The organism is Streptomyces sp. MB09-01 (assembly GCF_033794505.1).
Taxonomy (GTDB): Bacteria; Actinomycetota; Actinomycetes; order Streptomycetales; family Streptomycetaceae; genus Streptomyces.
The window spans coordinates 1-19,567 of record NZ_JARAYQ010000065.1; the positions used below are offsets into that span (position 1 = coordinate 1).

General features: G+C 70.1%; 19 protein-coding genes. 4 read left to right on the plus strand and 15 right to left on the minus strand.

The window, feature by feature from the left end:
- From PV721_RS16040 to PV721_RS16050, 3 genes are all read right to left on the minus strand, one after another.
- The coding region (locus PV721_RS16040; RefSeq protein ID WP_319724627.1) for an ATP-binding protein at positions 1-2,412 on the minus strand (2,412 nt) is incomplete at its 3' end.
- 192 nt (positions 2,413-2,604) lie between these two features.
- A complete protein-coding gene (locus PV721_RS16045; protein WP_133896866.1) occupies positions 2,605-2,928 on the minus strand; it encodes an STAS domain-containing protein in 324 nt (107 codons plus the stop codon).
- A gap of 182 nt (positions 2,929-3,110) precedes the next feature.
- On the minus strand, positions 3,111-3,959 hold the full coding sequence (locus PV721_RS16050; protein ID WP_319724631.1) for a 3-hydroxyacyl-CoA dehydrogenase family protein: 849 nt from the start codon (positions 3,957-3,959) through the stop codon (positions 3,111-3,113).
- Between the two features lie 225 nt (positions 3,960-4,184).
- Here PV721_RS16050 and PV721_RS16055 point away from each other — a divergent pair, with 225 nt between their 5' ends.
- On the plus strand, positions 4,185-4,757 hold the full coding sequence (locus PV721_RS16055; RefSeq protein WP_319724633.1) for a cob(I)yrinic acid a,c-diamide adenosyltransferase: 573 nt from the start codon (positions 4,185-4,187) through the stop codon (positions 4,755-4,757).
- A gap of 55 nt (positions 4,758-4,812) precedes the next feature.
- On the opposite strand, the gene PV721_RS16060 is transcribed toward PV721_RS16055, so the two are convergent.
- Positions 4,813-5,385 carry a hypothetical protein gene (locus tag PV721_RS16060; RefSeq protein WP_319724635.1) on the minus strand — a complete coding sequence of 191 codons (573 nt, stop codon included), beginning with the start codon at positions 5,383-5,385 and terminating at the stop codon, positions 4,813-4,815.
- Between the two features lie 162 nt (positions 5,386-5,547).
- Here PV721_RS16060 and PV721_RS16065 point away from each other — a divergent pair, with 162 nt between their 5' ends.
- From PV721_RS16065 to PV721_RS16075, 3 genes are all read left to right on the plus strand, one after another.
- The gene (locus PV721_RS16065) at positions 5,548-6,732 is read left to right on the plus strand and encodes a sensor histidine kinase (protein WP_319724636.1); all 1,185 of its coding nucleotides are present in this window, start codon (positions 5,548-5,550) and stop codon (positions 6,730-6,732) included.
- Complete coding sequence (locus PV721_RS16070; RefSeq protein WP_319724638.1) at positions 6,729-7,382, plus strand: response regulator transcription factor; 654 nt, start codon at positions 6,729-6,731, stop codon at positions 7,380-7,382. The genes PV721_RS16065 and PV721_RS16070 overlap by 4 nt, the downstream gene beginning before the upstream one ends.
- Positions 7,383-7,564: 182 nt before the next feature.
- Positions 7,565-9,418 (plus strand): glycoside hydrolase family 18 chitinase, encoded by a 1,854-nt coding sequence (locus PV721_RS16075; RefSeq protein WP_319724640.1) that lies wholly within the window; start codon positions 7,565-7,567, stop codon positions 9,416-9,418.
- Positions 9,419-9,482: 64 nt separating this feature from the next.
- Here PV721_RS16075 and PV721_RS16080 read toward each other — a convergent pair whose 3' ends face one another.
- The 11 genes from PV721_RS16080 to PV721_RS16130 form a co-directional block, all read right to left on the minus strand.
- The gene (locus PV721_RS16080; RefSeq protein WP_319724642.1) at positions 9,483-9,929 is read right to left on the minus strand and encodes a DUF2550 domain-containing protein; all 447 of its coding nucleotides are present in this window, start codon (positions 9,927-9,929) and stop codon (positions 9,483-9,485) included.
- A gap of 164 nt (positions 9,930-10,093) precedes the next feature.
- Entirely contained in the window at positions 10,094-10,465 is a 372-nt protein-coding gene (locus PV721_RS16085) for a F0F1 ATP synthase subunit epsilon (protein WP_030708154.1), read from the minus strand.
- A gap of 164 nt (positions 10,466-10,629) precedes the next feature.
- Entirely contained in the window at positions 10,630-12,072 is a 1,443-nt protein-coding gene (gene atpD / locus PV721_RS16090; protein ID WP_266784486.1) for a F0F1 ATP synthase subunit beta, read from the minus strand.
- Positions 12,072-12,989 (minus strand): F0F1 ATP synthase subunit gamma, encoded by a 918-nt coding sequence (locus PV721_RS16095; RefSeq protein ID WP_319724646.1) that lies wholly within the window; start codon positions 12,987-12,989, stop codon positions 12,072-12,074. The genes atpD and PV721_RS16095 overlap by 1 nt, the downstream gene beginning before the upstream one ends.
- A 20-nt stretch (positions 12,990-13,009) precedes the next feature.
- Positions 13,010-14,605, minus strand: a complete 1,596-nt coding sequence (atpA, locus tag PV721_RS16100; RefSeq protein ID WP_267032624.1) for a F0F1 ATP synthase subunit alpha — start codon at positions 14,603-14,605, stop codon at positions 13,010-13,012.
- Positions 14,606-14,734: 129 nt separating this feature from the next.
- A complete protein-coding gene (locus PV721_RS16105; RefSeq protein ID WP_319724650.1) occupies positions 14,735-15,550 on the minus strand; it encodes a F0F1 ATP synthase subunit delta in 816 nt (271 codons plus the stop codon).
- Positions 15,547-16,089: a F0F1 ATP synthase subunit B gene (locus PV721_RS16110; RefSeq protein WP_030826858.1), complete on the minus strand. Its 543-nt coding sequence runs from the start codon at positions 16,087-16,089 to the stop codon at positions 15,547-15,549. The genes PV721_RS16105 and PV721_RS16110 overlap by 4 nt, the downstream gene beginning before the upstream one ends.
- Before the next feature lie 40 nt (positions 16,090-16,129).
- Positions 16,130-16,357 carry an ATP synthase F0 subunit C gene (gene atpE / locus PV721_RS16115; protein WP_030386954.1) on the minus strand — a complete coding sequence of 76 codons (228 nt, stop codon included), beginning with the start codon at positions 16,355-16,357 and terminating at the stop codon, positions 16,130-16,132.
- Positions 16,358-16,437: 80 nt separating this feature from the next.
- Entirely contained in the window at positions 16,438-17,247 is an 810-nt protein-coding gene (gene atpB / locus PV721_RS16120) for a F0F1 ATP synthase subunit A (RefSeq protein WP_319724687.1), read from the minus strand.
- Between the two features lie 242 nt (positions 17,248-17,489).
- Positions 17,490-17,927 carry a hypothetical protein gene (locus PV721_RS16125; RefSeq protein ID WP_319724660.1) on the minus strand — a complete coding sequence of 146 codons (438 nt, stop codon included), beginning with the start codon at positions 17,925-17,927 and terminating at the stop codon, positions 17,490-17,492.
- 274 nt (positions 17,928-18,201) lie between these two features.
- Positions 18,202-19,536, minus strand: coding sequence for an MraY family glycosyltransferase (locus PV721_RS16130; protein ID WP_319724662.1), 1,335 nt, complete (start codon positions 19,534-19,536; stop codon positions 18,202-18,204).
- Between the last annotated feature and the right edge of the window lie 31 nt (positions 19,537-19,567).

The window sequence follows — 19,567 nt, forward strand, 5'->3', positions numbered from 1 at the left end:
GCCCCGACCCCCGGCCTCACTCCGGGACGGGGTCCGTCCCGGAGTGCGGCCGGGGGTCGGGGCGGCGGCGCTCTGTCCCGGCTGCACGGCCTCCGACGCCGACGCGGGGGCCGAGGCCGGCGGCTCCGGTGCAGGATCGTTCCCGTTGGTGCTCGGCACGGTCGGCGGGACCACGGCCGTCGGGGTCAGGGAGACCGCCGGGACCTGCGCCGGCGGCGCGTCGTCCGAGGAACCCAGCGCCAGGGCCACGACCGTGCCCAGCGCCACCACCGTCAGTGCTCCCGCGCCGGCCAGCAGCACCAGCCGGCGCCGGCCCGCATCCTTGGCCGGCGCGGGCGCCGGCTTCGGGAGGGCGGCGGGCGCGGCCGGCTTCGGCGACAGCGGGAAGGCGTCCTCGAACACCTCCGACAGCGTCGTGGGCGGCTCCGAGCTCCGGGACACCGGCACCACCGGGGTCATCCGCGTCACCGCCTCGGCGGAGACGGGGCCCACCGGGACCACCGGGGCGACGCGGGCGGACCGGGTCGGCGCGAGGGACGGCGTCTGCCGGTTCGCGGCCGGGGCCGCAGGGGCCGGGGAGGCCGCCGGAGCGGCCGGGGTCGCCGTCGTCACCGCCTCCGAAGCCGCCGCCAGGGCCGCCGGCGCCTCGAGCCTCAGCGGCGGCGACGGAGCCGACTCTGCCGTCTCGCGGTCCACGACCAGCGCCAGCGCGCGCCGTCCGGCCACCGTGCCCCGCTTGTCCGCCAGCGCGCCCCGCAGCCCGATCGAGGTCTCCAGCTCGGCCCGCGCCCGGTCCAGGCGCCCCTCGCACAGGGCCAGCACGCCGAGCTCGTGGTGGAAGTACGCCTGCTCGGCGACCTCTCCCGCCTTGCGCGCGGCCTCCGCCCCGGAGCGCAGCACCCGCTCCCAGGCCTCCCAGTGCAGCGAGCCCGCGAACGCCGGAGCCGCCGTCCGTGCCAGCAGCACCGCCGCCACCACGTCGGCACCGGCCAGCGCCGCGAGGACCGCGTCCGCCTCGGCCGCGACCCGCTCCGGGGTCACCGAGGCGTGCCCGGTCCACCAGGCGTAGTGCCGGGCGGCCGTCCGGGCCTCCTCCGCCGCGGTGTCCCCGTAACCGACCTCCTCCAGCTGTCGTGCGACGCCGTCGGCCAGCCGGTAGCGCGTCCCGACGGGCGTCAGCAGCCCGCAGGCCAGCAGCTCGGCCACCGCCGTGTCGGCGTGGGTGTCCCCCACCAGCGCCGGCAGGTGCGCGTGGTGCGGCAGCTCACCGCCGAGCGCGCAGGCGATCCGCAGGGCGGCGCGCGCCGACTCGCTGACCCGCGAGGCCAGCAGCTCGGCCGGGGCCGCGCCCTCGGCCAGCGTCGGCAGTGGCACCTGCGCGGGGTCGCGCGGGCGCTCGTCGAAGACGCCGGGCTCCTCCTCGTCGTCGTCCTCGGCGGCGTGGTTGAGCTCGTCCCGCTGCCGCAGCAGCGCGGCGGCCTGTACGGAGCGCAGCGGCAGCCCCTCTGAGGCGAAGCGCAGGTCCCCCGCCCAGGCGGTCTCCTCGTCCGTCAGCGGCCTCCCGAGGCCCGCTTCGAGGAGGTCCACGCAGTCGGCCTTGCCCAGCCCGCCGAGGAAGACCTCTTCGATGTGCGAGTCGTCGGAGGGGGAACGGGTGTCGGGGGTCGCGGCGAGCAGGTAGGCGCATTCGGGGGTGGCGCGCAGCAGCTCGTCGAGCGCGGTGCCGCCCATCTCCAGGTCGTCGAGGAGGACGATGGCGCCGATGTCCCGGACGCGGGCGAGGAGCTCGTCGCGCTCGGGCCGCTCCCCCGGAGCCTCGTACACGGTCGCGTAGAGCGTCTGGAGGAGTTCGGAGGACTGCTGGTGCCCGTACCCGGAGAGCCGTACGACGCCGTCGGGCGCGAGGCCCGCGCACCGGGCGGCGACCGCGTCGAGCAGCACGCTGCGACCGGATCCCGAAGGTCCGGTCAGCCGTACGGACCGGCCCCGGGCCAGCAGGCGGACGAGGCGCTCCTGCTCCTCCTCGCGGGCGAGCAGCGGCCGTGCGGGGACGGCGGGGCCCGGCAGGGCGGGGGGCCGTGCGGCGGTGTCCCGGGCGGCACGGGCGGCCGCGTCGCGCTTGGCGGGGCGGCTCCGCTCGGTGCCGGGGCGGAGCGGCTCGATCTCGCTGCCGTCGACCGGGTTGACGGTGAGCATGAAGTCGCCCGCGGTCAGGCTCACGACCCGCGCGGGCCCCTGTGCCGCGGGTGCGACGGTCACCGTGGGCACGGTGGTCGCTGTGGGCACGGTGGTCGCTGTGGGCGCGGCGGTCGCGCCGGACGGGGCCGGAGCCTGCCCGGATCCGGGCACGGGCGGTGCGGACCCGCCTGCGGGCTGCCCGTCCTGCTCGGTCTGCCCCTGTATTCGGTCCATGATCCAGTCCCCCGATCGCGGGCCGCGCGCCTCGCCGTCGTACCGCCCGGCCTCGGCGCACCCGCGGTCGCTCCTGGTCCGGTTTCCGCCCGAACCCTAGACCGTGGCCGGTCGTGCGGGAAACCGCAGGGGTGCGATCACCACCGGACCGTTACGTTTCCGCAGGAAATGCAAAGGTCAGCGGCTTGCCGTTCAGACGCGGGGCAGGGACTCGGCTTCCAGGCCGCCCTCGATCGCGAGGATCCGGTGCAGCCTGGTCGCGACGAGCAGCCGCTGCATCTGCGGCGGCACCCCGCGCAGGACGAGGCGGCGGCCGGTCCGGCCGGCCCGCCTGTGGGCGCCCATGATGACGCCGAGGCCGGTCGCGTCCCAGGAGTCGAGGCCGGTGAGGTCGAGCACGAGGTCGCCGTGGCCGTCGTCGAGCGCGGCGTGGAGGGCCGTACGGGCGTCCGCCGCGCTGCGCACGTCGAGGCGGCCCCCGACAGCGAGTTCGGCGTGGTCGCCCCTGATGTGCATGTGTACTCCCGGCAGTGCAGTACTGCGTACGTATGGTCCGACTGGTCCGTGGTCGGCAACTCTCACTTGAACTGACTGCCCCACGGGCAGGGAAGTTGCCGACCGTGAGCGAACCGATACCTAATTCACCCTGAGGGGTGAACCAATATTCGAACGGTGGCGCTCGACGGCCGGCCCGGGCCTCAGTGCTTGTAGAAGCCCTGCCCGCTCTTGCGGCCGATGTCGCCGGCGTCCACCATGCGGCGCATCAGCTCCGGCGGCGCGAACTTCTCGTCCTGCGACTCGGTGTAGATGTTGCTGGTGGCGTGCAGCAGGATGTCGACGCCCGTGAGGTCGGCGGTGGCCAGCGGCCCCATCGCGTGCCCGAAGCCCAGCTTGCAGGCGATGTCGATGTCCTCGGCGGAGGCCACGCCCGACTCGTACAGCTTTGCGGCCTCGACGACCAGCGCGGAGATCAGACGGGTCGTCACGAAACCGGCGACGTCGCGGTTGACGACGATGCAGGTCTTGCCGACGGACTCGGCGAACGCCCGGGTGGTGGCGAGGGTTTCGTCGCTCGTCTTGTAGCCGCGCACGAGCTCGCACAGCTGCATCATCGGGACGGGCGAGAAGAAGTGCGCGCCGACGACCCGCTCCGGACGCTCCGTCACGGCCGCGATCTTGGTGATCGGGATGGCGGAGGTGTTGGAGGCGAGGATGGCGTCCTCGCGCACGATCTTGTCGAGGGCGCGGAAGATCTCGTGCTTGATCTCGATCTTCTCGAAGACGGCTTCCACGACGATGTCCACGTCGGCCACCGCGTCGAGGTCGGTGGTCGTCGTGATGCGCGCGAGCGCCGCCTCGGCGTCCTCGGCCGTCATCTTCCCCTTGGAGACGAACTTGTCGTACGAGGCCTTGATCCCGTCCGTGCCCCGGGTCAGCGCGGCGTCGGTGACATCACGCAGCACGACGTCCCAACCCGCCTGAGCGGAGACCTGAGCGATCCCGGAACCCATCAGTCCGGCACCGATGACGGCGAGCTTCCCAGCCACTGCACACCCCACGTTCTTCAAATGACCAGTCTCATTACGGCACGGTCTCGTAGCCACTCCGGCGGAGACTAGCGCCCGGGCGGTGCGGTGTGACCGCGAAGTAACACGCGTCACGTCTCAGATGACGGACATCACACCGGTACGGCCCAGCAGCCCTGCCCGGCCGTCCAGTTCACCCGTCCTCCGGCTCGCCGCGGCCGGGGGCGGTCCGTCTACGCTGGCCGCATGGTGAACCTCACGCGCATCTACACCCGTACCGGCGACTCGGGCACGACCGCCCTGGGCGACATGAGCCGCACGGCCAAGACCGACCTGCGGATCTCCGCGTACGCCGACGCCAACGAGGCCAACGCGGCCATCGGGACGGCCATCGCGCTCGGCGGGCTCACCGCGGAGGTCGTGAAGGTCCTGGTCCGCGTGCAGAACGACCTGTTCGACGTGGGCGCGGACCTGTGCACCCCGGTCGTCGAGAAGCCGGAGTACCCGCCGCTGCGGGTGGAGCAGTTCTACGTCGACAAGCTGGAGGCGGACTGCGACCACTTCCTGGAGCAGGTGGAGAAGCTGCGCAGCTTCATCCTGCCCGGCGGCACCCCCGGCGCGGCCCTGCTGCACCAGGCCTGCACGGTGGTCCGGCGCGCCGAGCGCTCGACGTGGGCGGCGCTGGAGGTGCACGGCGAGGTGATGAACCCGCTGACCGCCACCTATCTGAACCGCCTCTCCGACCTGCTCTTCATCCTGGCCCGGGTGGCCAACAAGGAGGTCGGGGACGTGCTGTGGGTGCCGGGCGGCGACCGGTGACGCGCGGGGCGCCGCCGGCCGCCGCGGGGGGCCACCCCCGTGGCCCCCGGTACCGCTACCGCTCGGTCTTCGCCAGTACGGGCCGCTCGTCGACGCCCGCGGGGGCCTTTTTCGGCCAGATCGTGTAGGCGACGGCGACCAGGGCGTGGATGCCGACCGCCCGCAGGGCGCCGAACTGCCACGCCTCGAGCGAGCTGGCGTCGCCCGCGTCGCCGAGGTACCAGATGGCCGCCTGGAGCAGGCCCAGGGCGACCGCGGCGGCGACGAGGGTACGGACCCACAGCTTCCATTCGTGCACGGCCCGCGCCTTCCCGTACCCGGCGCCGGCCGGCTTGGGCCCCCCGGCCAGCCGGTGCGCGGCGTGTCCGTCGAGCCACTTGATCGTGTAGTGGCCGTAGGCGACGGTGTAGCCGATGTAGAGCGCGGCCACACCGTGCTTCCAGTCGGGCTCGGCGCCGTTCTTGAGGTCGAGCGTGGTGACCACCAGCAGGACCAGCTCCATCAGCGGCTCGCACAGCAGGACCGCCGCCCCCAGCCGGGGCATCCGCGCGAGGTAGCGCAGGGCCAGGCCGGCCACCAGCAGCACCCAGAAGCCGACCTCACAGGCGATGATCAGCGCGACGATCAAGGGACTCTCCGTCCGCTAGGTTCCCGGTTCCCTCCCAGACTCCCGTCCCGCCGGGCCGGTCGCGTCGTCGCCGCTGACGACCTGTGCCTGCATCCTTCGATGTAGCCGCACGTCGGCCCCTCCGCCGACGTGCGCGGCCCGCACACGCTGTTGGATGGGACCGTGACCACGAAGAGCCTGCGCCCGCACCGCCACGACGTCCTCCTCGCCGTGGTCGGCCTCCTCGCGGGCCTGGTGATGTGGTCACTGGGGATCTACAGCAGTTCGAACCGGCACCTCCTGCCCGAATGGGCCGCCCTGGTCCCGCTCGTGGCCCTCAGCGCGATGGAGCTGCTGCGCCGCTCCAGGCCGTCGGTGGCCCTCGCCGTCGGCACCCTCGGCGTGGTCGCCAACGAGTTCACGGTCGGCAGCCTCACCACCGTCCTGATCTTCACCGACCTGATGTACGCGGCCGTCGTCTACGGGAAGCCCGCCACGGCCCGGCGGCTCCCGGTCAGCACCGGCCTGATCACCGTGGCCGTCACCATCGGCTTCCTGGCCTGGCTGCGTACCCCGGAAGCCCTGCTGATCGGCGTGGTCACCGGCCTCGTCAGTTTCGCCCCGGCGCTGACCGGCGCCACGCTGCGCAACCACCGCGAGGCAGCCGTCGCCGCCCGGCTGCGCGCCGAGCAGACCGCGCTGCTGGCCGAGATGGACCGCAGCCAGGCCGTGGTCGCCGAACGCGCACGGATGGCCCGCGAGCTGCACGACATGGTGGCCAACCACCTGTCCGCCATCGCGATCCACTCCACCGCCGCGCTCTCCATCGACACGGCCGCCACCAGCCGCGAGGCGCTCGGGGTGATCCGGGAGAACAGCGTGCAGGGGCTGGCCGAGATGCGCCGCCTGATCGGGCTGCTGCGGGAGGCCGGGGCCGAGCAGGAGCCGGTCGCCGTGCCCTCCCTGGACGGTCTGGACGCCCTGGTCGGACAGGCGAGGACCAACGGCTCGGCGAGCGGGCTGGACTTCGTGCTCCACGACGAGCGGCCGCCCGGGGAGGAGACGGCTGCCCCGGTGGAGCTGGCGGCGTACCGGATCGTCCAGGAGTCGCTGACCAACGCGCTCAAGCACGCCGCCCCGGGGACGGTCACGGTCCGTGTGGCGCACACGGACGGACTGCTGACCGTGCGGGTGGACTCGCCCTACGGGGACCGGCCGGGCCCCCGCGCCCCCGGCTCCGGGGCCGGGCTGATCGGCATGCGGGAGCGGACGGAGCTGCTGGGCGGAGACTTCGCGGCGGGCCGGTCCGGCGCGGTGTGGCAGGTGCGGGCGACACTGCCCGCCAAGGAGAAGGCGGTGGAGGCATGACCATCCGGGTGGTGGTGGCGGAGGATCAGGGCGCGGTGCGGGCCGGGCTGGTGCTCATCCTGCGCAGCGCGGGGGACATCGAGGTGGTGGGCGAGGCCGCCGACGGGGAGGAGGCGGTGCGCCTGGCCCGGGAGCTGCGCCCGGACCTCGTCCTCATGGACGTGCAGATGCCCAGGCTGGACGGGGTGTCCGCGACGCGCGAGGTGGTCGCGGAGGGTCTGGCCGACGTCCTGGTGCTGACCACCTTCGACCTCGACGAGTACGTCTTCGGGGCGCTGCGGGCGGGGGCCGCGGGCTTCCTCCTGAAGAACGCGGACGCGGCGGAGCTGATCGAGGCGGTACGGACGGTCGCGCGCGGGGAGGGCCTGATCGCCCCCGCGGTGACCAGGCGGCTGATCGCCGAGTTCGCGGCTCCCCGGGCGGCGCGGGCCACCCCGGCGCCGGAGACGGCCGCGGCGGTGGCCTCGCTGACCCCGCGGGAACGGGAGGTGCTGAGCGCGCTGGGCGAGGGCCTGTCGAACGCGGAGATCGCCGAGCGGCTGGAGATGGCGGAGGCGACGGCGAAGACGCACGTCAGCCGCCTGCTCGGCAAACTGGATCTCCGCAGCCGGCTCCAAGCCTCGGTACTGGCCCAGGAGTTGGGGATCTAGCTCCGGCTCCGGACGGCGCGGCGCGTACCGGTCTGGACCTCTTGACGGTTGGTCCAGACCTTTCTACGCTCGCCGCAACACTGTGGTGAGCGTGCCATGACAAAGCGTGCTCACGGGCGGCGCAGGTCCCACCCCCATGTCGAGGTCCCCCACGACCGAGACGGACCTACGGAGGATCACCCTTGAGCACAGCATCCCCACCCCGCACCAGGCGCACCCGGTTCTTCACCCGCGTCGCGGCGATCGTGGCCGCGCTCGCCCTGCCCGTCACCGGGCTCGTCGTGCTCGCCGCCCCGGCCCAGGCGGCCGCCGCCGCGACCGCGACGTACACCAAGGTCTCCGACTGGGGCACCGGCTTCGAGGGCAAGTGGGTGGTGAAGAACACCGGCACCACCACCCTCACCAGCTGGACCGTGGAGTGGGACTACCCGGCCGGCACCTCGGTCACCTCGGCCTGGGACGCCACCGTCACCAGCTCGGGCACCCACTGGACGGCCAAGAACGTCGGCTGGAACGGCACCCTCGCCCCCGGCGCGACCGCCGGCTTCGGCTTCAACGGCGCCGGCAGCGGCTCCCCCACCGGCTGCAAGATCAACGGCGCCTCCTGTGACGGCACCACCCCGCCCGGCGACGCTCCTCCCACGGCTCCCGGCACCCCCACCGCGAGCAACGTCGCCGACACCTCGCTCAGCCTGAGCTGGTCCCCCGCCGGCGACGACAAGGGCGTCAAGAACTACGACGTCTACCGGGGCTCCGCCAAGATCGCCACCGTCACCGGCACCGGTTACGCGGACTCGGGCCTGACCAAGGGCACCACGTACACGTACAGCATCACCGCCCGTGACACCGCCGACCAGACCGGCCCCTCCTCCGGCACGGTCTCGGTGACGACGACCGGCGGCGTCATTCCCCCGGACCCGGGCGGCAAGGTCAAGCTCGGCTACTTCACCGAGTGGGGCGTCTACGGGCGCAACTACCACGTGAAGAACCTGGTCACCTCGGGTACGGCGGGCAAGATCACCCACATCAACTACGCCTTCGGCAACGTCCAGAACGGCCAGTGCACCATCGGTGACGCCTACGCCGACCACGACAAGGCCTACACCGCCGACCAGAGCGTCGACGGCGTCGCCGACACCTGGGACCAGCCGCTGCGCGGCAACTTCAACCAGCTGCGCAAGCTGAAGAAGGCCTATCCCCACATCAAGATCCTGTGGTCCTTCGGCGGCTGGACCTGGTCCGGCGGGTTCCCGCAGGCCGCGGCCAACCCGACCGCCTTCGCCCAGTCCTGCTACAACCTGGTCGAGGACCCGCGCTGGGCCGACGTCTTCGACGGGATCGACCTGGACTGGGAGTACCCGAACGCCTGCGGACTGTCCTGTGACACCAGCGGCGCCGCCGCCTTCAAGAACCTGATGCAGGCCACGCGTGCCAAGTTCGGCGCGAACAACCTGGTCACCGCTGCCATCACCGCCGACGCCTCCAGCGGGGGCAAGATCGACGCGGCCGACTACGGCGGCGCCGCGCAGTACGTCGACTTCTACAACGTGATGACGTACGACTTCTTCGGCGCCTGGGCGGCGCAAGGTCCGACGGCCCCGCACTCCCCGCTCACGTCGTACGCGGGCATCCCGCAGGCCGGCTTCAACTCGGCGGACGCCATCGCCAAGCTCAAGGCCAAGGGCGTCCCCGGCGCCAAGCTCAACCTCGGCATCGGCTTCTACGGCCGCGGCTGGACGGGCGTCACCCAGGCGGCCCCCGGCGGCACCGCCACCGGACCGGCACCGGGCACCTACGAGCAGGGCATCGAGGACTACAAGGTGCTCAAGACCAGCTGCCCGGCCACCGGCACCGTCGCCGGCACCGCCTACGCCAAGTGCGGCGGCAACTGGTGGAGCTACGACACCCCCGCGACCATCGCCGGGAAGATGACCTGGGCCAAGCAGCAGGGCCTCAAGGGAGCCTTCTTCTGGGAGTTCAGCGGCGACACCGGCAACGGTGAGCTCGCGAACGCGATCCACACCGGTCTGCAGTAGCAAGACGGAAGCCGGGGAGACGGGTCCGCCCCCGTCTCCCCGGCTTCTTCACGTCCGAAGGACGTCAGGCCACGTTCACCCGCTGCCCCGGAGGCGCCGCCTCCAGCCAGGCCAGGAAGCCGGTCAGCGCGTCCTCGCTCATCGCCAGCTCCAGGCGGGTCCCGCGGTGGACACAGCCGAGCACGACGGCGTCGGAGAGCAGGGCCAGCTCCTCCTCGCCCTCAGGGGCGCGGCGGGCGATGACCTCGATGGAGGAACGCTCCAGCAGCCGGCGGGGCCGGTGGGAGTACGAGAACACCCGGAACCACTCGATCCGGTCACCGCTGTAGCGCGCGACCCCGTACACCCAGCCCTTGCCGGAGACGTCGGGCTTGTCGGCCACGCCCCAGCGCATGCTGCAGTCGAAGGTCCCGCCGGACCGCTGGATGAGCCTGCGGCGCAGTCCGAAGACAAACAACCCGATCACCACCAGGGCTACGACCAGGCCGCTCACAAGCAGAGCGAGGAGCATCTTCACCGACCTCCTCGCTCATCGAATACGCATGAGAAAAAAACAGACCTGCATCGCCACAGCCGCGACCCGGTCTGGAAAATTCCAGAACGGACCGCGGCTGAGGTCTGCTGAGCCCCGGCGGTCGCCCCCCGGTACTCAGCGGTTCAAACTCCGACGGGCGTTCAGCCCGTTACGGCGCGCAGCCGGACATCAGCGCGACGCTCGGCGGCGGCATCGGCCTCCGCCTTCGCACGCTCCAGTGCCCGCTCCGCACGCTGGACGTCAATCTCGTCCGCGAGCTCGGCGATCTCGGCCAGCAGGGACAGCTTGTTGTCCGCGAACGAGATGAAACCGCCGTGCACCGCGGCGACGACAGTGCCGCCCTCGCTGGTGCGGATGGTCACAGGGCCCGATTCCAGCACACCGAGAAGCGGCTGGTGACCGGGCATGACGCCGATGTCGCCGGACGTGGTGCGGGCGACAACAAGGGTGGCCTCGCCGGACCAGACATTGCGGTCCGCCGCGACCAGCTCGACGTGCAGCTCAGCAGCCAAGGTGGCTCCTCGGGTCACCACCCGGCGGGTCAGCCGGGTGTTGGGTCAAATTCTAATGGGCGTGGGGAGAGGGACGGGACACACCCGCCCCTCTCCGTCTGCAGACACCGTCAGCGTTCGCCGGTGGCCTGCGAACCGGTGCGCCCCTCGCGGAGCGCGCCGGATCAGGAGACGCCCAGCTCCTTGGCGTTGGCCTTCAGGTCCTCGATGCCACCGCACAGGAAGAACGCCTGCTCGGGGAAGTGGTCGTAGTCACCGTCGCAGATCGCGTTGAACGCGGTGATCGACTCGTCGAGCGGAACGTCCGAACCGTCCACACCGGTGAACTGCTTCGCCACGTGGGTGTTCTGCGACAGGAAGCGCTCGACGCGACGGGCACGGTGGACAACGAGCTTGTCCTCCTCGCCCAGCTCGTCGATACCGAGGATCGCGATGATGTCCTGGAGGTCCTTGTACTTCTGGAGGATCCCCTTGACGCGCATCGCCGTGGCGTAGTGGTCCGCCGCGATGTACCGCGGGTCGAGGATGCGGGACGTCGAGTCCAGCGGGTCCACGGCCGGGTAGATGCCCTTCTCGGAGATCGGACGGGAAAGAACCGTCGTCGCGTCGAGGTGGGCGAAGGTGGTCGCCGGCGCCGGGTCGGTCAGGTCGTCCGCGGGGACGTAGATCGCCTGCATCGAGGTGATCGAGTGACCACGGGTCGAGGTGATGCGCTCCTGGAGGAGACCCATCTCGTCGGCCAGGTTCGGCTGGTAACCCACCGCGGAGGGCATGCGGCCGAGCAGGGTCGACACCTCGGAACCCGCCTGGGTGTACCGGAAGATGTTGTCGATGAAGAAGAGCACGTCCTGCTTCTGCACATCGCGGAAGTACTCCGCCATGGTCAGACCGGCCAGCGCGACGCGAAGACGCGTGCCCGGGGGCTCGTCCATCTGGCCGAAGACGAGCGCCGTCTTGTCGATGACGCCCGAGTCGGCCATTTCCTCGATGAGGTCGTTGCCCTCACGGGTGCGCTCACCGACGCCCGCGAAGACCGACACACCGTCGTGGTTGTTGGCGACGCGGTAGATCATTTCCTGGATCAGAACGGTCTTGCCGACACCGGCACCACCGAACAGACCGATCTTTCCACCCTTGACGTACGGGGTGAGAAGGTCGATGACCTTGACGCCGGTCTCGAACATCTCGGTCTTCGACTCGAGCTCGTCGAAGCGGGGCGCCTTGCGGTGGATCGGCCAGCGCTCGGTGACGTTGGCGTTCTCCTCCGGGTAGTTCAGCACCTCACCGAGGGTGTTGAACACCTTGCCCTTGGTGAAGTCACCGACGGGGACGGTGATGCCCTCGCCCGTGTCGGTCACCGGGGCCTGGCGGACCAGACCGTCGGTCGGCTGCATCGAGATGGTACGGACGAGGCCGTCACCCAGGTGCTGCGCGACCTCGAGGGTCAGGGTCTTGAGCTTGCCGTCCTCGGCCGGGTCTGCGACCTGGACCTTGAGGGCGTTGTAGATCTCGGGCATGGCGTCGACGGGGAACTCCACGTCGACGACCGGGCCGATGACCCGGGCGACGCGGCCCGTGGCGGCGGCCGTCTCAACAGTGGTCGTCATTACTTGTCACTCCCCGCGGTCGCGTCAGCCATGGCGCTCGCGCCACCGACGATCTCGCTGATTTCCTGGGTGATTTCGGCCTGGCGGGCCGCGTTGGCAAGCCGGGAGAGGCTCTTGATGAGGTCTCCGGCGTTGTCGGTCGCCGACTTCATCGCGCGGCGGCGGGCGGCGTGCTCGGAAGCGGCCGACTGCAGCAGTGCGTTGTAGATACGGCTCTCGACGTAGCGCGGCAGCAGGGCGTCGAGGACGTCCTCCGCCGACGGCTCGAAGTCGAACAGCGGAAGGATCTCGCCCTTCGCACCGTCCTCGTCCGGAGCCTTGTCGAGGCTGAGCGGCAGCATCCGGCCGTCCACCGCGTTCTGCGTCATCATCGACACGAATTCCGTGTAGACGACGTGCAGCTCGTCGACGCCGCCCTCGGCCGTGTCCAGCTGGATGGCCTCGATCAGCGGTCCGGCGACGCGCTTGGCGTCGGCGTAGGCCGGGCTGTCGGTGAAGCCGGTCCACGAGTCCGCGACCTTGCGCTCGCGGAACCCGAAGTAGGCGACACCCTTGCGGCCGACGATGTACGTGTCGACCTCCTTGCCCTCAGCGCGCAGCCGCTCGGTGAGCCGCTCCGCCTGCTTGATGGCGTTCGAGGAGTAGCCGCCGGCCAGACCGCGGTCGCTCGTGATGAGCAGGATCGCGGCACGGGTCGGCGTCTCGACCTCGGTGGTCAGGGCGTGCTTGGTGTTCGAGCCGGTCGCCACCGCAGTCACCGCACGGGTGAGCTCGGTCGCGTACGGCATCGACGCCGCCACCTTGCGCTGCGCCTTGACGATGCGCGAGGCGGCGATCATCTCCATCGCCTTGGTGATCTTCTTGGTCGCCGTGATGGCACGGATGCGACGCTTGTAGACCCGGAGCTGCGCTCCCATGAGTCAGGTCCCTTCCGTCGTCACTTGGAGACGTTGACGGCCGGTGCGTCCTCGCCCAGGAGCTTGCCGTCCGAGGTCTCGAACTGGCGCTTGAAGCCGGCGATGGCGTCCGCGATCGACGTCAGGGTGTCGTCCGACATCTTGCCGCCGTCGGCGATGGAGGTGAGGAGGTCCTTGCGCTCGCGGCGCAGGTGCTCCAGCAGCTCCGACTCGAAGCGACGGATGTCGTTGACCGGGACGTCGTCCATCTTGCCGGTGGTACCGGCCCAGACGGAGATGACCTGCTCCTCGACGGGCATCGGCTGGTACTGGCCCTGCTTCAGCAGCTCGACCAGGCGCTTGCCGCGCTCCAGCGAGGCCTTCGAAGCGGCGTCCAGGTCGGAACCGAAGGCGGCGAACGCCTCCAGCTCACGGTACTGGGCGAGGTCCAGGCGCAGACGGCCGGAAACCTGCTTCATGGCCTTGTGCTGGGCGGAGCCACCGACGCGGGAGACCGAGATACCGACGTTCAGCGCCGGGCGCTGGCCCGCGTTGAACAGGTCGGACTCGAGGAAGCACTGACCGTCGGTGATGGAGATGACGTTGGTCGGGATGAACGCCGACACGTCGTTCGCCTTGGTCTCGACGATCGGCAGACCGGTCATCGAACCGGCGCCCATGTCGTCGGACAGCTTCGCGCAGCGCTCCAGCAGACGGGAGTGCAGGTAGAAGACGTCACCCGGGTAGGCCTCGCGGCCCGGCGGGCGGCGCAGCAGCAGCGACACGGCGCGGTAGGCGTCGGCCTGCTTCGACAGGTCGTCGAAGATGATCAGGACGTGCTTGCCGGCGTACATCCAGTGCTGGCCGATGGCGGAACCGGTGTACGGCGCCAGGTACTTGAAGCCGGCCGGGTCGGACGCCGGGGCGGCGACGATCGTCGTGTACTCGAGCGCGCCCGCGTCTTCCAGCGCGCCGCGGACGGACGCGATGGTCGAGCCCTTCTGGCCGATGGCGACGTAGATGCAGCGAACCTGCTTGTTCACGTCACCGGAGCGCCAGTTGTCGCGCTGGTTGATGATCGTGTCGACGGCCAGAGCGGTCTTACCCGTCTGACGGTCGCCGATGATCAGCTGACGCTGGCCGCGGCCGACGGGGACCATCGCGTCGATGGCCTTGTAGCCGGTCTGCATCGGCTCGTGGACCGACTTGCGGACCATGACGCCGGGGGCCTGCAGCTCGAGGGCGCGGCGGCCTTCGGTCGCGATCTCGCCGAGACCGTCGATCGGGTTGCCGAGCGGGTCGACGACGCGGCCGAGGTAGCCCTCGCCGACGCCGACGGAGAGCACCTCACCGGTGCGCTGCACCGGCTGGCCCTCCTCGATGCCGCTGAACTCGCCGAGGACGACCGCACCGATCTCGCGCTCCTCGAGGTTGAGGGCGAGACCGAGGGTGCCGTCCTCGAACTTCAGCAGCTCGTTCGCCATGGCGGAGGGCAGGCCCTCCACCTTCGCGATGCCGTCGCCGGCAACGCTGACCGTTCCGACCTCCTCGCGCGAGGCCGCGTCCGGCTGGTACGACTGGACAAAGTTCTCCAGTGCGTCCCGGATCTCCTCCGGCCGGATCGTGAGCTCCGCCATCTGGGTTCCCTGCTCTCCTTGTTGGGCCTGAAGCTTCTTAGGGGTCTGGGGGCGACCCCCAGGAATCTTCTGCAAGTTCTGCACGGCCCAACCGGGCCGCTAGGAATGCTTTGTTCTATTGGTGGCTGGTCAGCCGGCCATGCGGCGGGACGCCTCTGCGAGGCGGTCCGCGATGGTGCCGTCGATGACCTCGTCGCCGACTCGCACCGAGATCCCGCCGAGGACCTCGGGGTCCACGTCGAGGTTCAGGTGCATCTGGCGGCCGTACAGCTTGGCCAGCACCGCGCCGAGACGCGACTTCTGCACGTCGCTGAGCGGAACCGCGCTGGTCACGGTGGCGACCATGCGGTCACGGCGCTCGGCGGCGAGCTTGGAAAGGGACTCGAGTCCCGCTTCCAGGCTACGTCCACGCGGGTGCGTGACAAGACGGATCACCAGGCGCTCGGTGACGGCGTTCACCTTGCCGCCGAGCAGGCTGCGCAGCAGCTCGCTCTTGGCGGAGGCGGTCGCCGCGCGGTCGGTCAGCGCGGAACGCAGCTCGGTGCTCGAGGAGACGATCCGGCCGAACCGGAACACCTCGTCCTCGACGTTGTCGAGCGCGTCGCCCTGCTGGGCCGCCGTGAGGTCGGCGGTAGCCGCCAGCTCCTCCAGCGAGTCCACCAGGTCGCGGGACTGCGACCAGCGGGACCGGACCATGCCGGACACCAGGTCGAGGGTCTCCCCGCCGACCTGGCCGCCGAGCAGCCGTCCGGCCAGCTCGGCCTTGGCCTCGCCGGACTGCGCCGGGTCGGTGAGGACCCGACGCAGCGAGACCTCACGGTCGAGCAGCGCGGTGACGGCAGCCAGCTCACCGGCGAGCTTCGCCGCGTCGACGGACGTGTTGTCCGTCAGCGCGTCGAGACGCTCACGCGCGGAGGCCAGCGCCTCGCGGCTCGCTCCGTTCATCGGGCCGCCTCGGCCTTCTCCTCAAGCTCGCTGAGGAAGCGGTCGATGGTGCGGCTCTGCCGGGCGTGGTCCTCGAGGGACTCGCCGACGAGCTTTCCGGCCAGGTCGGTGGCGAGCTTGCCCACGTCCTGACGCAGCGCCTGGGAAGCGGCCTTGCGGTCCGCCGCGATCTGGGCGTGGCCGGCAGCGATGATCTCCTCACGCTGCCGCTGGCCCTCTGCGCGCAGTTCTTCCTTGAGCGCAGTGCCCTGCTCCAGCGCTTCCTGGCGCAGGCGCGCGGCCTCGTGCCGGGCTTCGGCGAGCTGGGCCTTGTACTGCTCCAGCACGCTCTGGGCCTCGGTCTGAGCGGCCTCAGCCTTCTCGATACCGCCCTCGATCGCCTCGCGGCGCTCTTCCAGAACCTTGTTGATGTTCGGGAGGAGCTTCTTCGCGAGGAAACCGAAGACGATGACGAAGGCGATCAGACCGATGACGAGCTCGGGGATCGGCGGGACGAGGGGGTTTTGAGGCTCCTCGGCCGCCAGAACCAGGAGGTTCACATCAGTGCCTTTCGTCGATTCGAACTAGTCGTGGGGTTCGTCAGCTGTAGACGAACGGCATGACCAGACCGATGAGGGCGAGCGCCTCACAGAAGGCGAAGCCGAGGATCTGGTTGGCGCGGATCAGACCGGCAGCTTCGGGCTGACGGGCGAGCGCCTGGGTGCCGTTACCGAAGATGATGCCGACGCCGACGCCGGGGCCGATCGCCGCGAGGCCGTAGCCAACGGAGCTGAGGGAACCGGTGACGGCAGCAAGGGTCTGGGACATGCCAGTTCTTCCTTCTCTTTCACGGACCGGTGGGGGTTGGCCACCGGACGACTGGGGGGATTGCTTGGAGCGGGTCGCGCTCAGTGGTGCTCGGCGAGCGCGCCCTGCAGGAAGCTGCAAGCCAGGAGCACGAAGACGTAGGCCTGGACAGCCTGGATGAAGAGCTCGAACGCGGTCATCACGATCACCATGACGAACGAGACGCCCGCGTACGCGATGCCGATCCCGTTCAGCAGGTACCAGCTGGCGATGGTGAACAGCAGCAGCAGGGTGTGACCGGCGAACATGTTCGCGAACAGTCGGACCGCGTGGGTGAAGGGACGGACCAGGACGTTCGAGAAGAACTCGATGATCATGACCATCGGCAGAACCGGGCCGAGCGACTTGTCGTAGCCCGTGATGTTCTTGAAGCCGCCCACGAAGCCGTGCCGCTTGAAGGTCACCGACATCCACATGACGTAGATGACGAGGGCCAGGCCGGCCGGGTACGCGATGACCGCGGTCACCGGGAACTGGGCGAGCGGGACGATGGACCAGAGGTTCATCATCCAGACGAAGAAGAACGTCGCGACCATGAAGGGGACGTACTTCTCGCCCTCCTTCTTGCCCAGCGTCTCGTAGACGATGCCGCGGCGCACGAAGTCGTAGCCGGCCTCGGCGACCATCTGCAGCTTGCCCGGGACGACCTTCGGCTTCCGGAACGCGGCCCAGAAGAAGCCGACGATGACGATCGAGCCCAGCAGGGCCAGGAGCATCGTCTTGTTGAAGTACAGGTTGCTGTCCGCGTCACCGAAGATCGGGTGGAACAGGAACGAGTACAGGGTCGGGCCCGGGAAGCCGCAGCCAGTGCCGTCTTCGAAATGACAATTGATCTCGAAGGCGAGCGTCATGTCAGCAGCACTCACCGCAGGGCTCCTTCAGCGTGGCGCATAGGTACGGCAACCTCGTTGTGTCGGCGCGGCGCGCGGCCGCGGTTCGGCACTGGACTGGTGTAACGGATGGTGGGGCGGCAGTCAGGCATCGAGCCTCGCGATGGAACAGGCGTCAGCTTCAGATGCCCGCGCCCGCAGTGCCGCAGTTGGCACCGGACGATAGCAGGATCTCGAACGCCCACTTATCCCGGCCCTACCCTTCACGACTTCGGCCCAGGATTTTCGGGCTTGTCGCCCTTCGTCGAGTCCGGCTCGACGTAAAGAATCTTGGCCTTCATGTGAGCACGGGTCTGCGCGCCGATCCACACGAGGGTGGTGGCCACGAGCGTGATCGCGAACGCCTTGGGGTTGAACAGGGTGGTGTTCTTGAACGCCGCGACAAACACGAAAAGCAGCAGGATCTGGGCCGTGTAGAGCATGAGCCCCATGGCCTGGAAGAGATGCGGGAGTGATTTCGCCGTGCGCTGCAGAACGACGAATCCGATGCCCATGAACAAAATCACGACCAGCGTCGCGACGACTGCTCCGATCGCACCCTTACCGCCGACGACCAGCCCGCTGATCACGGCGGCGAGAGCGCCGGCGACAGCGGTGGGTACGGCGGCTTGCAGGAGGAGTCGGACGTCATCTGACCGCATGGCGGTTTGCTCCGCGTGGTGGTGGGGGCACTGGACTCGTACGGGACGAGCGTAAGCCCGGTCCGAGAGAGAACCTCGGGCCAAGGGACCGTCGCACTACGGTCCTTCGGCTCTGTCGCCGGGTTTAGTGAACGGTATCACAAACTATTTGATGAGAGCTTTACCTGCCGGGTGTGCTGACTGTCACACATGAGAGGGACCCTGCGCGTGTGTGCACGACAGGCGTGCCGGTTGTCTGGTAAAGGGCCACCATGTCGGACATGCGATGCGGCTGTCAGCGGGCGGATTCAGCCTTACGCCGGTCGGGGAAGCGCGAACGGGGGCCCACGGCGGTCGCCCCGTTGACGCCCGAGACTCCCGCCGCGATCGGCCTGACGGGCGCCGGCTCGGCGCCCGAGACGTCCAGAGCGGCCGCTTCCGCGGCGGCCTCGGCCGCCCGTGCGGCATGCCGGTAGCGCGGCGGAACCAGACCCTCCGCCCAGCGCGGGATGCGCGGGGTGAAGCGCGGCAGGAGCAGCAGGATCAGGCCCACGGCGCTCAGCGCGGCGATCGCCAGCACGATCCACATCGTCGCGGAATGCACCGAATACGCCACCGTGCCGAAGGCGATCAGCCCCGACCAGAAGTACATGATCAGGACCGCGCGGCTGTGCGAATGTCCGAGCTCCAGCAGCCGGTGGTGCAGATGCCCGCGGTCGGCCGCGAAGGGCGACTGGCCCTTCCAGGTACGCCGCACGATGGCCAGGATCAGGTCCGCCATCGGGATCGCGATGATCGTCAGGGGCAGGATCAGGGGGATGAAGACGGGGAGCATCGCGTGCGTCGCGTTGCGCTCGCCCTGCGCGTACAGGGCCAGGGCGTCGGGGTCCACCTGGCCGGTGATGGAGATGGCGGCGGCGGCGAGCACCAGGCCGATCAGCATCGAGCCGGAGTCGCCCATGAAGATCCGCGCGGGATGCATGTTGTGCGGCAGGAAGCCGAGGCACATGCCCATCAGGATCGCGGCGAAGAGGGTGGCGGGCGCGGCCGCCTCGATGCCGTAGCCGAACCAGATCCGGTACGAGTAGAGGAAGAACGCCGCGGCGGCGATGCAGACCATGCCCGCGGCCAGGCCGTCGAGGCCGTCGACGAAGTTCACCGCGTTGATGGTGATCACCACGAGGGCCACGGTGAGCAGGTTGCCCTGCCACTGGGTGAGCGCCACCGTGCCGAAGAAGGGGACCGGGATCCACAGGATCGTCAGGCCCTGCATGACCATCACGCCGGCGGAGATCATCTGCGCGCCGAGCTTGATCAGGGCGTCGATCTCGAACTTGTCGTCCAGCACGCCGATCAGCCAGATCAGCGCCGCGCCGGAGAGCAGTGCGCGCGGTTCGTTCGACAGCTCGAAGACGCCGTTGAGGTTCTGCAGGTGGTCGGCGACCAGCAGGCCCGCGCACAGACCGCCGAACATGGCGATGCCGCCCAGCCGTGGCGTGGGCTCTCGGTGCACGTCGCGGGCCCGGATCTCCGGCATGGCCCCGGCCGCGATCGCGAACTTCCGCACGGGCCCGGTCAGCAGGTAGGTCACCGCGACCGTGACGCAAAGCGTCAGCAGATATTCACGCACGGGCTGCCCCAGATGTATCGCCGGCCATCTC

What these genes read in the sequence shown, in the direction of transcription:
- PV721_RS16070 (WP_319724638.1), top strand. Translation starts at nt 6,729, where the DNA reads ATGACCATCCGGGTGGTGGTGGCGGAGGATCAGGGCGCGGTGCGGGCC.
- atpD (WP_266784486.1), bottom strand. Translation starts at nt 12,072, where the DNA reads ATGACGACCACTGTTGAGACGGCCGCCGCCACGGGCCGCGTCGCCCGG.
- PV721_RS16055 (WP_319724633.1), top strand. Translation starts at nt 4,185, where the DNA reads ATGGTGAACCTCACGCGCATCTACACCCGTACCGGCGACTCGGGCACG.
- atpE (WP_030386954.1), bottom strand. Translation starts at nt 16,357, where the DNA reads ATGTCCCAGACCCTTGCTGCCGTCACCGGTTCCCTCAGCTCCGTTGGC.
- PV721_RS16080 (WP_319724642.1), bottom strand. Translation starts at nt 9,929, where the DNA reads ATGCTCCTCGCTCTGCTTGTGAGCGGCCTGGTCGTAGCCCTGGTGGTG.
- PV721_RS16095 (WP_319724646.1), bottom strand. Translation starts at nt 12,989, where the DNA reads ATGGGAGCGCAGCTCCGGGTCTACAAGCGTCGCATCCGTGCCATCACG.
- atpA (WP_267032624.1), bottom strand. Translation starts at nt 14,605, where the DNA reads ATGGCGGAGCTCACGATCCGGCCGGAGGAGATCCGGGACGCACTGGAG.
- PV721_RS16045 (WP_133896866.1), bottom strand. Translation starts at nt 2,928, where the DNA reads ATGCACATCAGGGGCGACCACGCCGAACTCGCTGTCGGGGGCCGCCTC.
- atpB (WP_319724687.1), bottom strand. Translation starts at nt 17,247, where the DNA reads ATGACGCTCGCCTTCGAGATCAATTGTCATTTCGAAGACGGCACTGGC.
- PV721_RS16125 (WP_319724660.1), bottom strand. Translation starts at nt 17,927, where the DNA reads ATGCGGTCAGATGACGTCCGACTCCTCCTGCAAGCCGCCGTACCCACC.
- PV721_RS16105 (WP_319724650.1), bottom strand. Translation starts at nt 15,550, where the DNA reads ATGAACGGAGCGAGCCGCGAGGCGCTGGCCTCCGCGCGTGAGCGTCTC.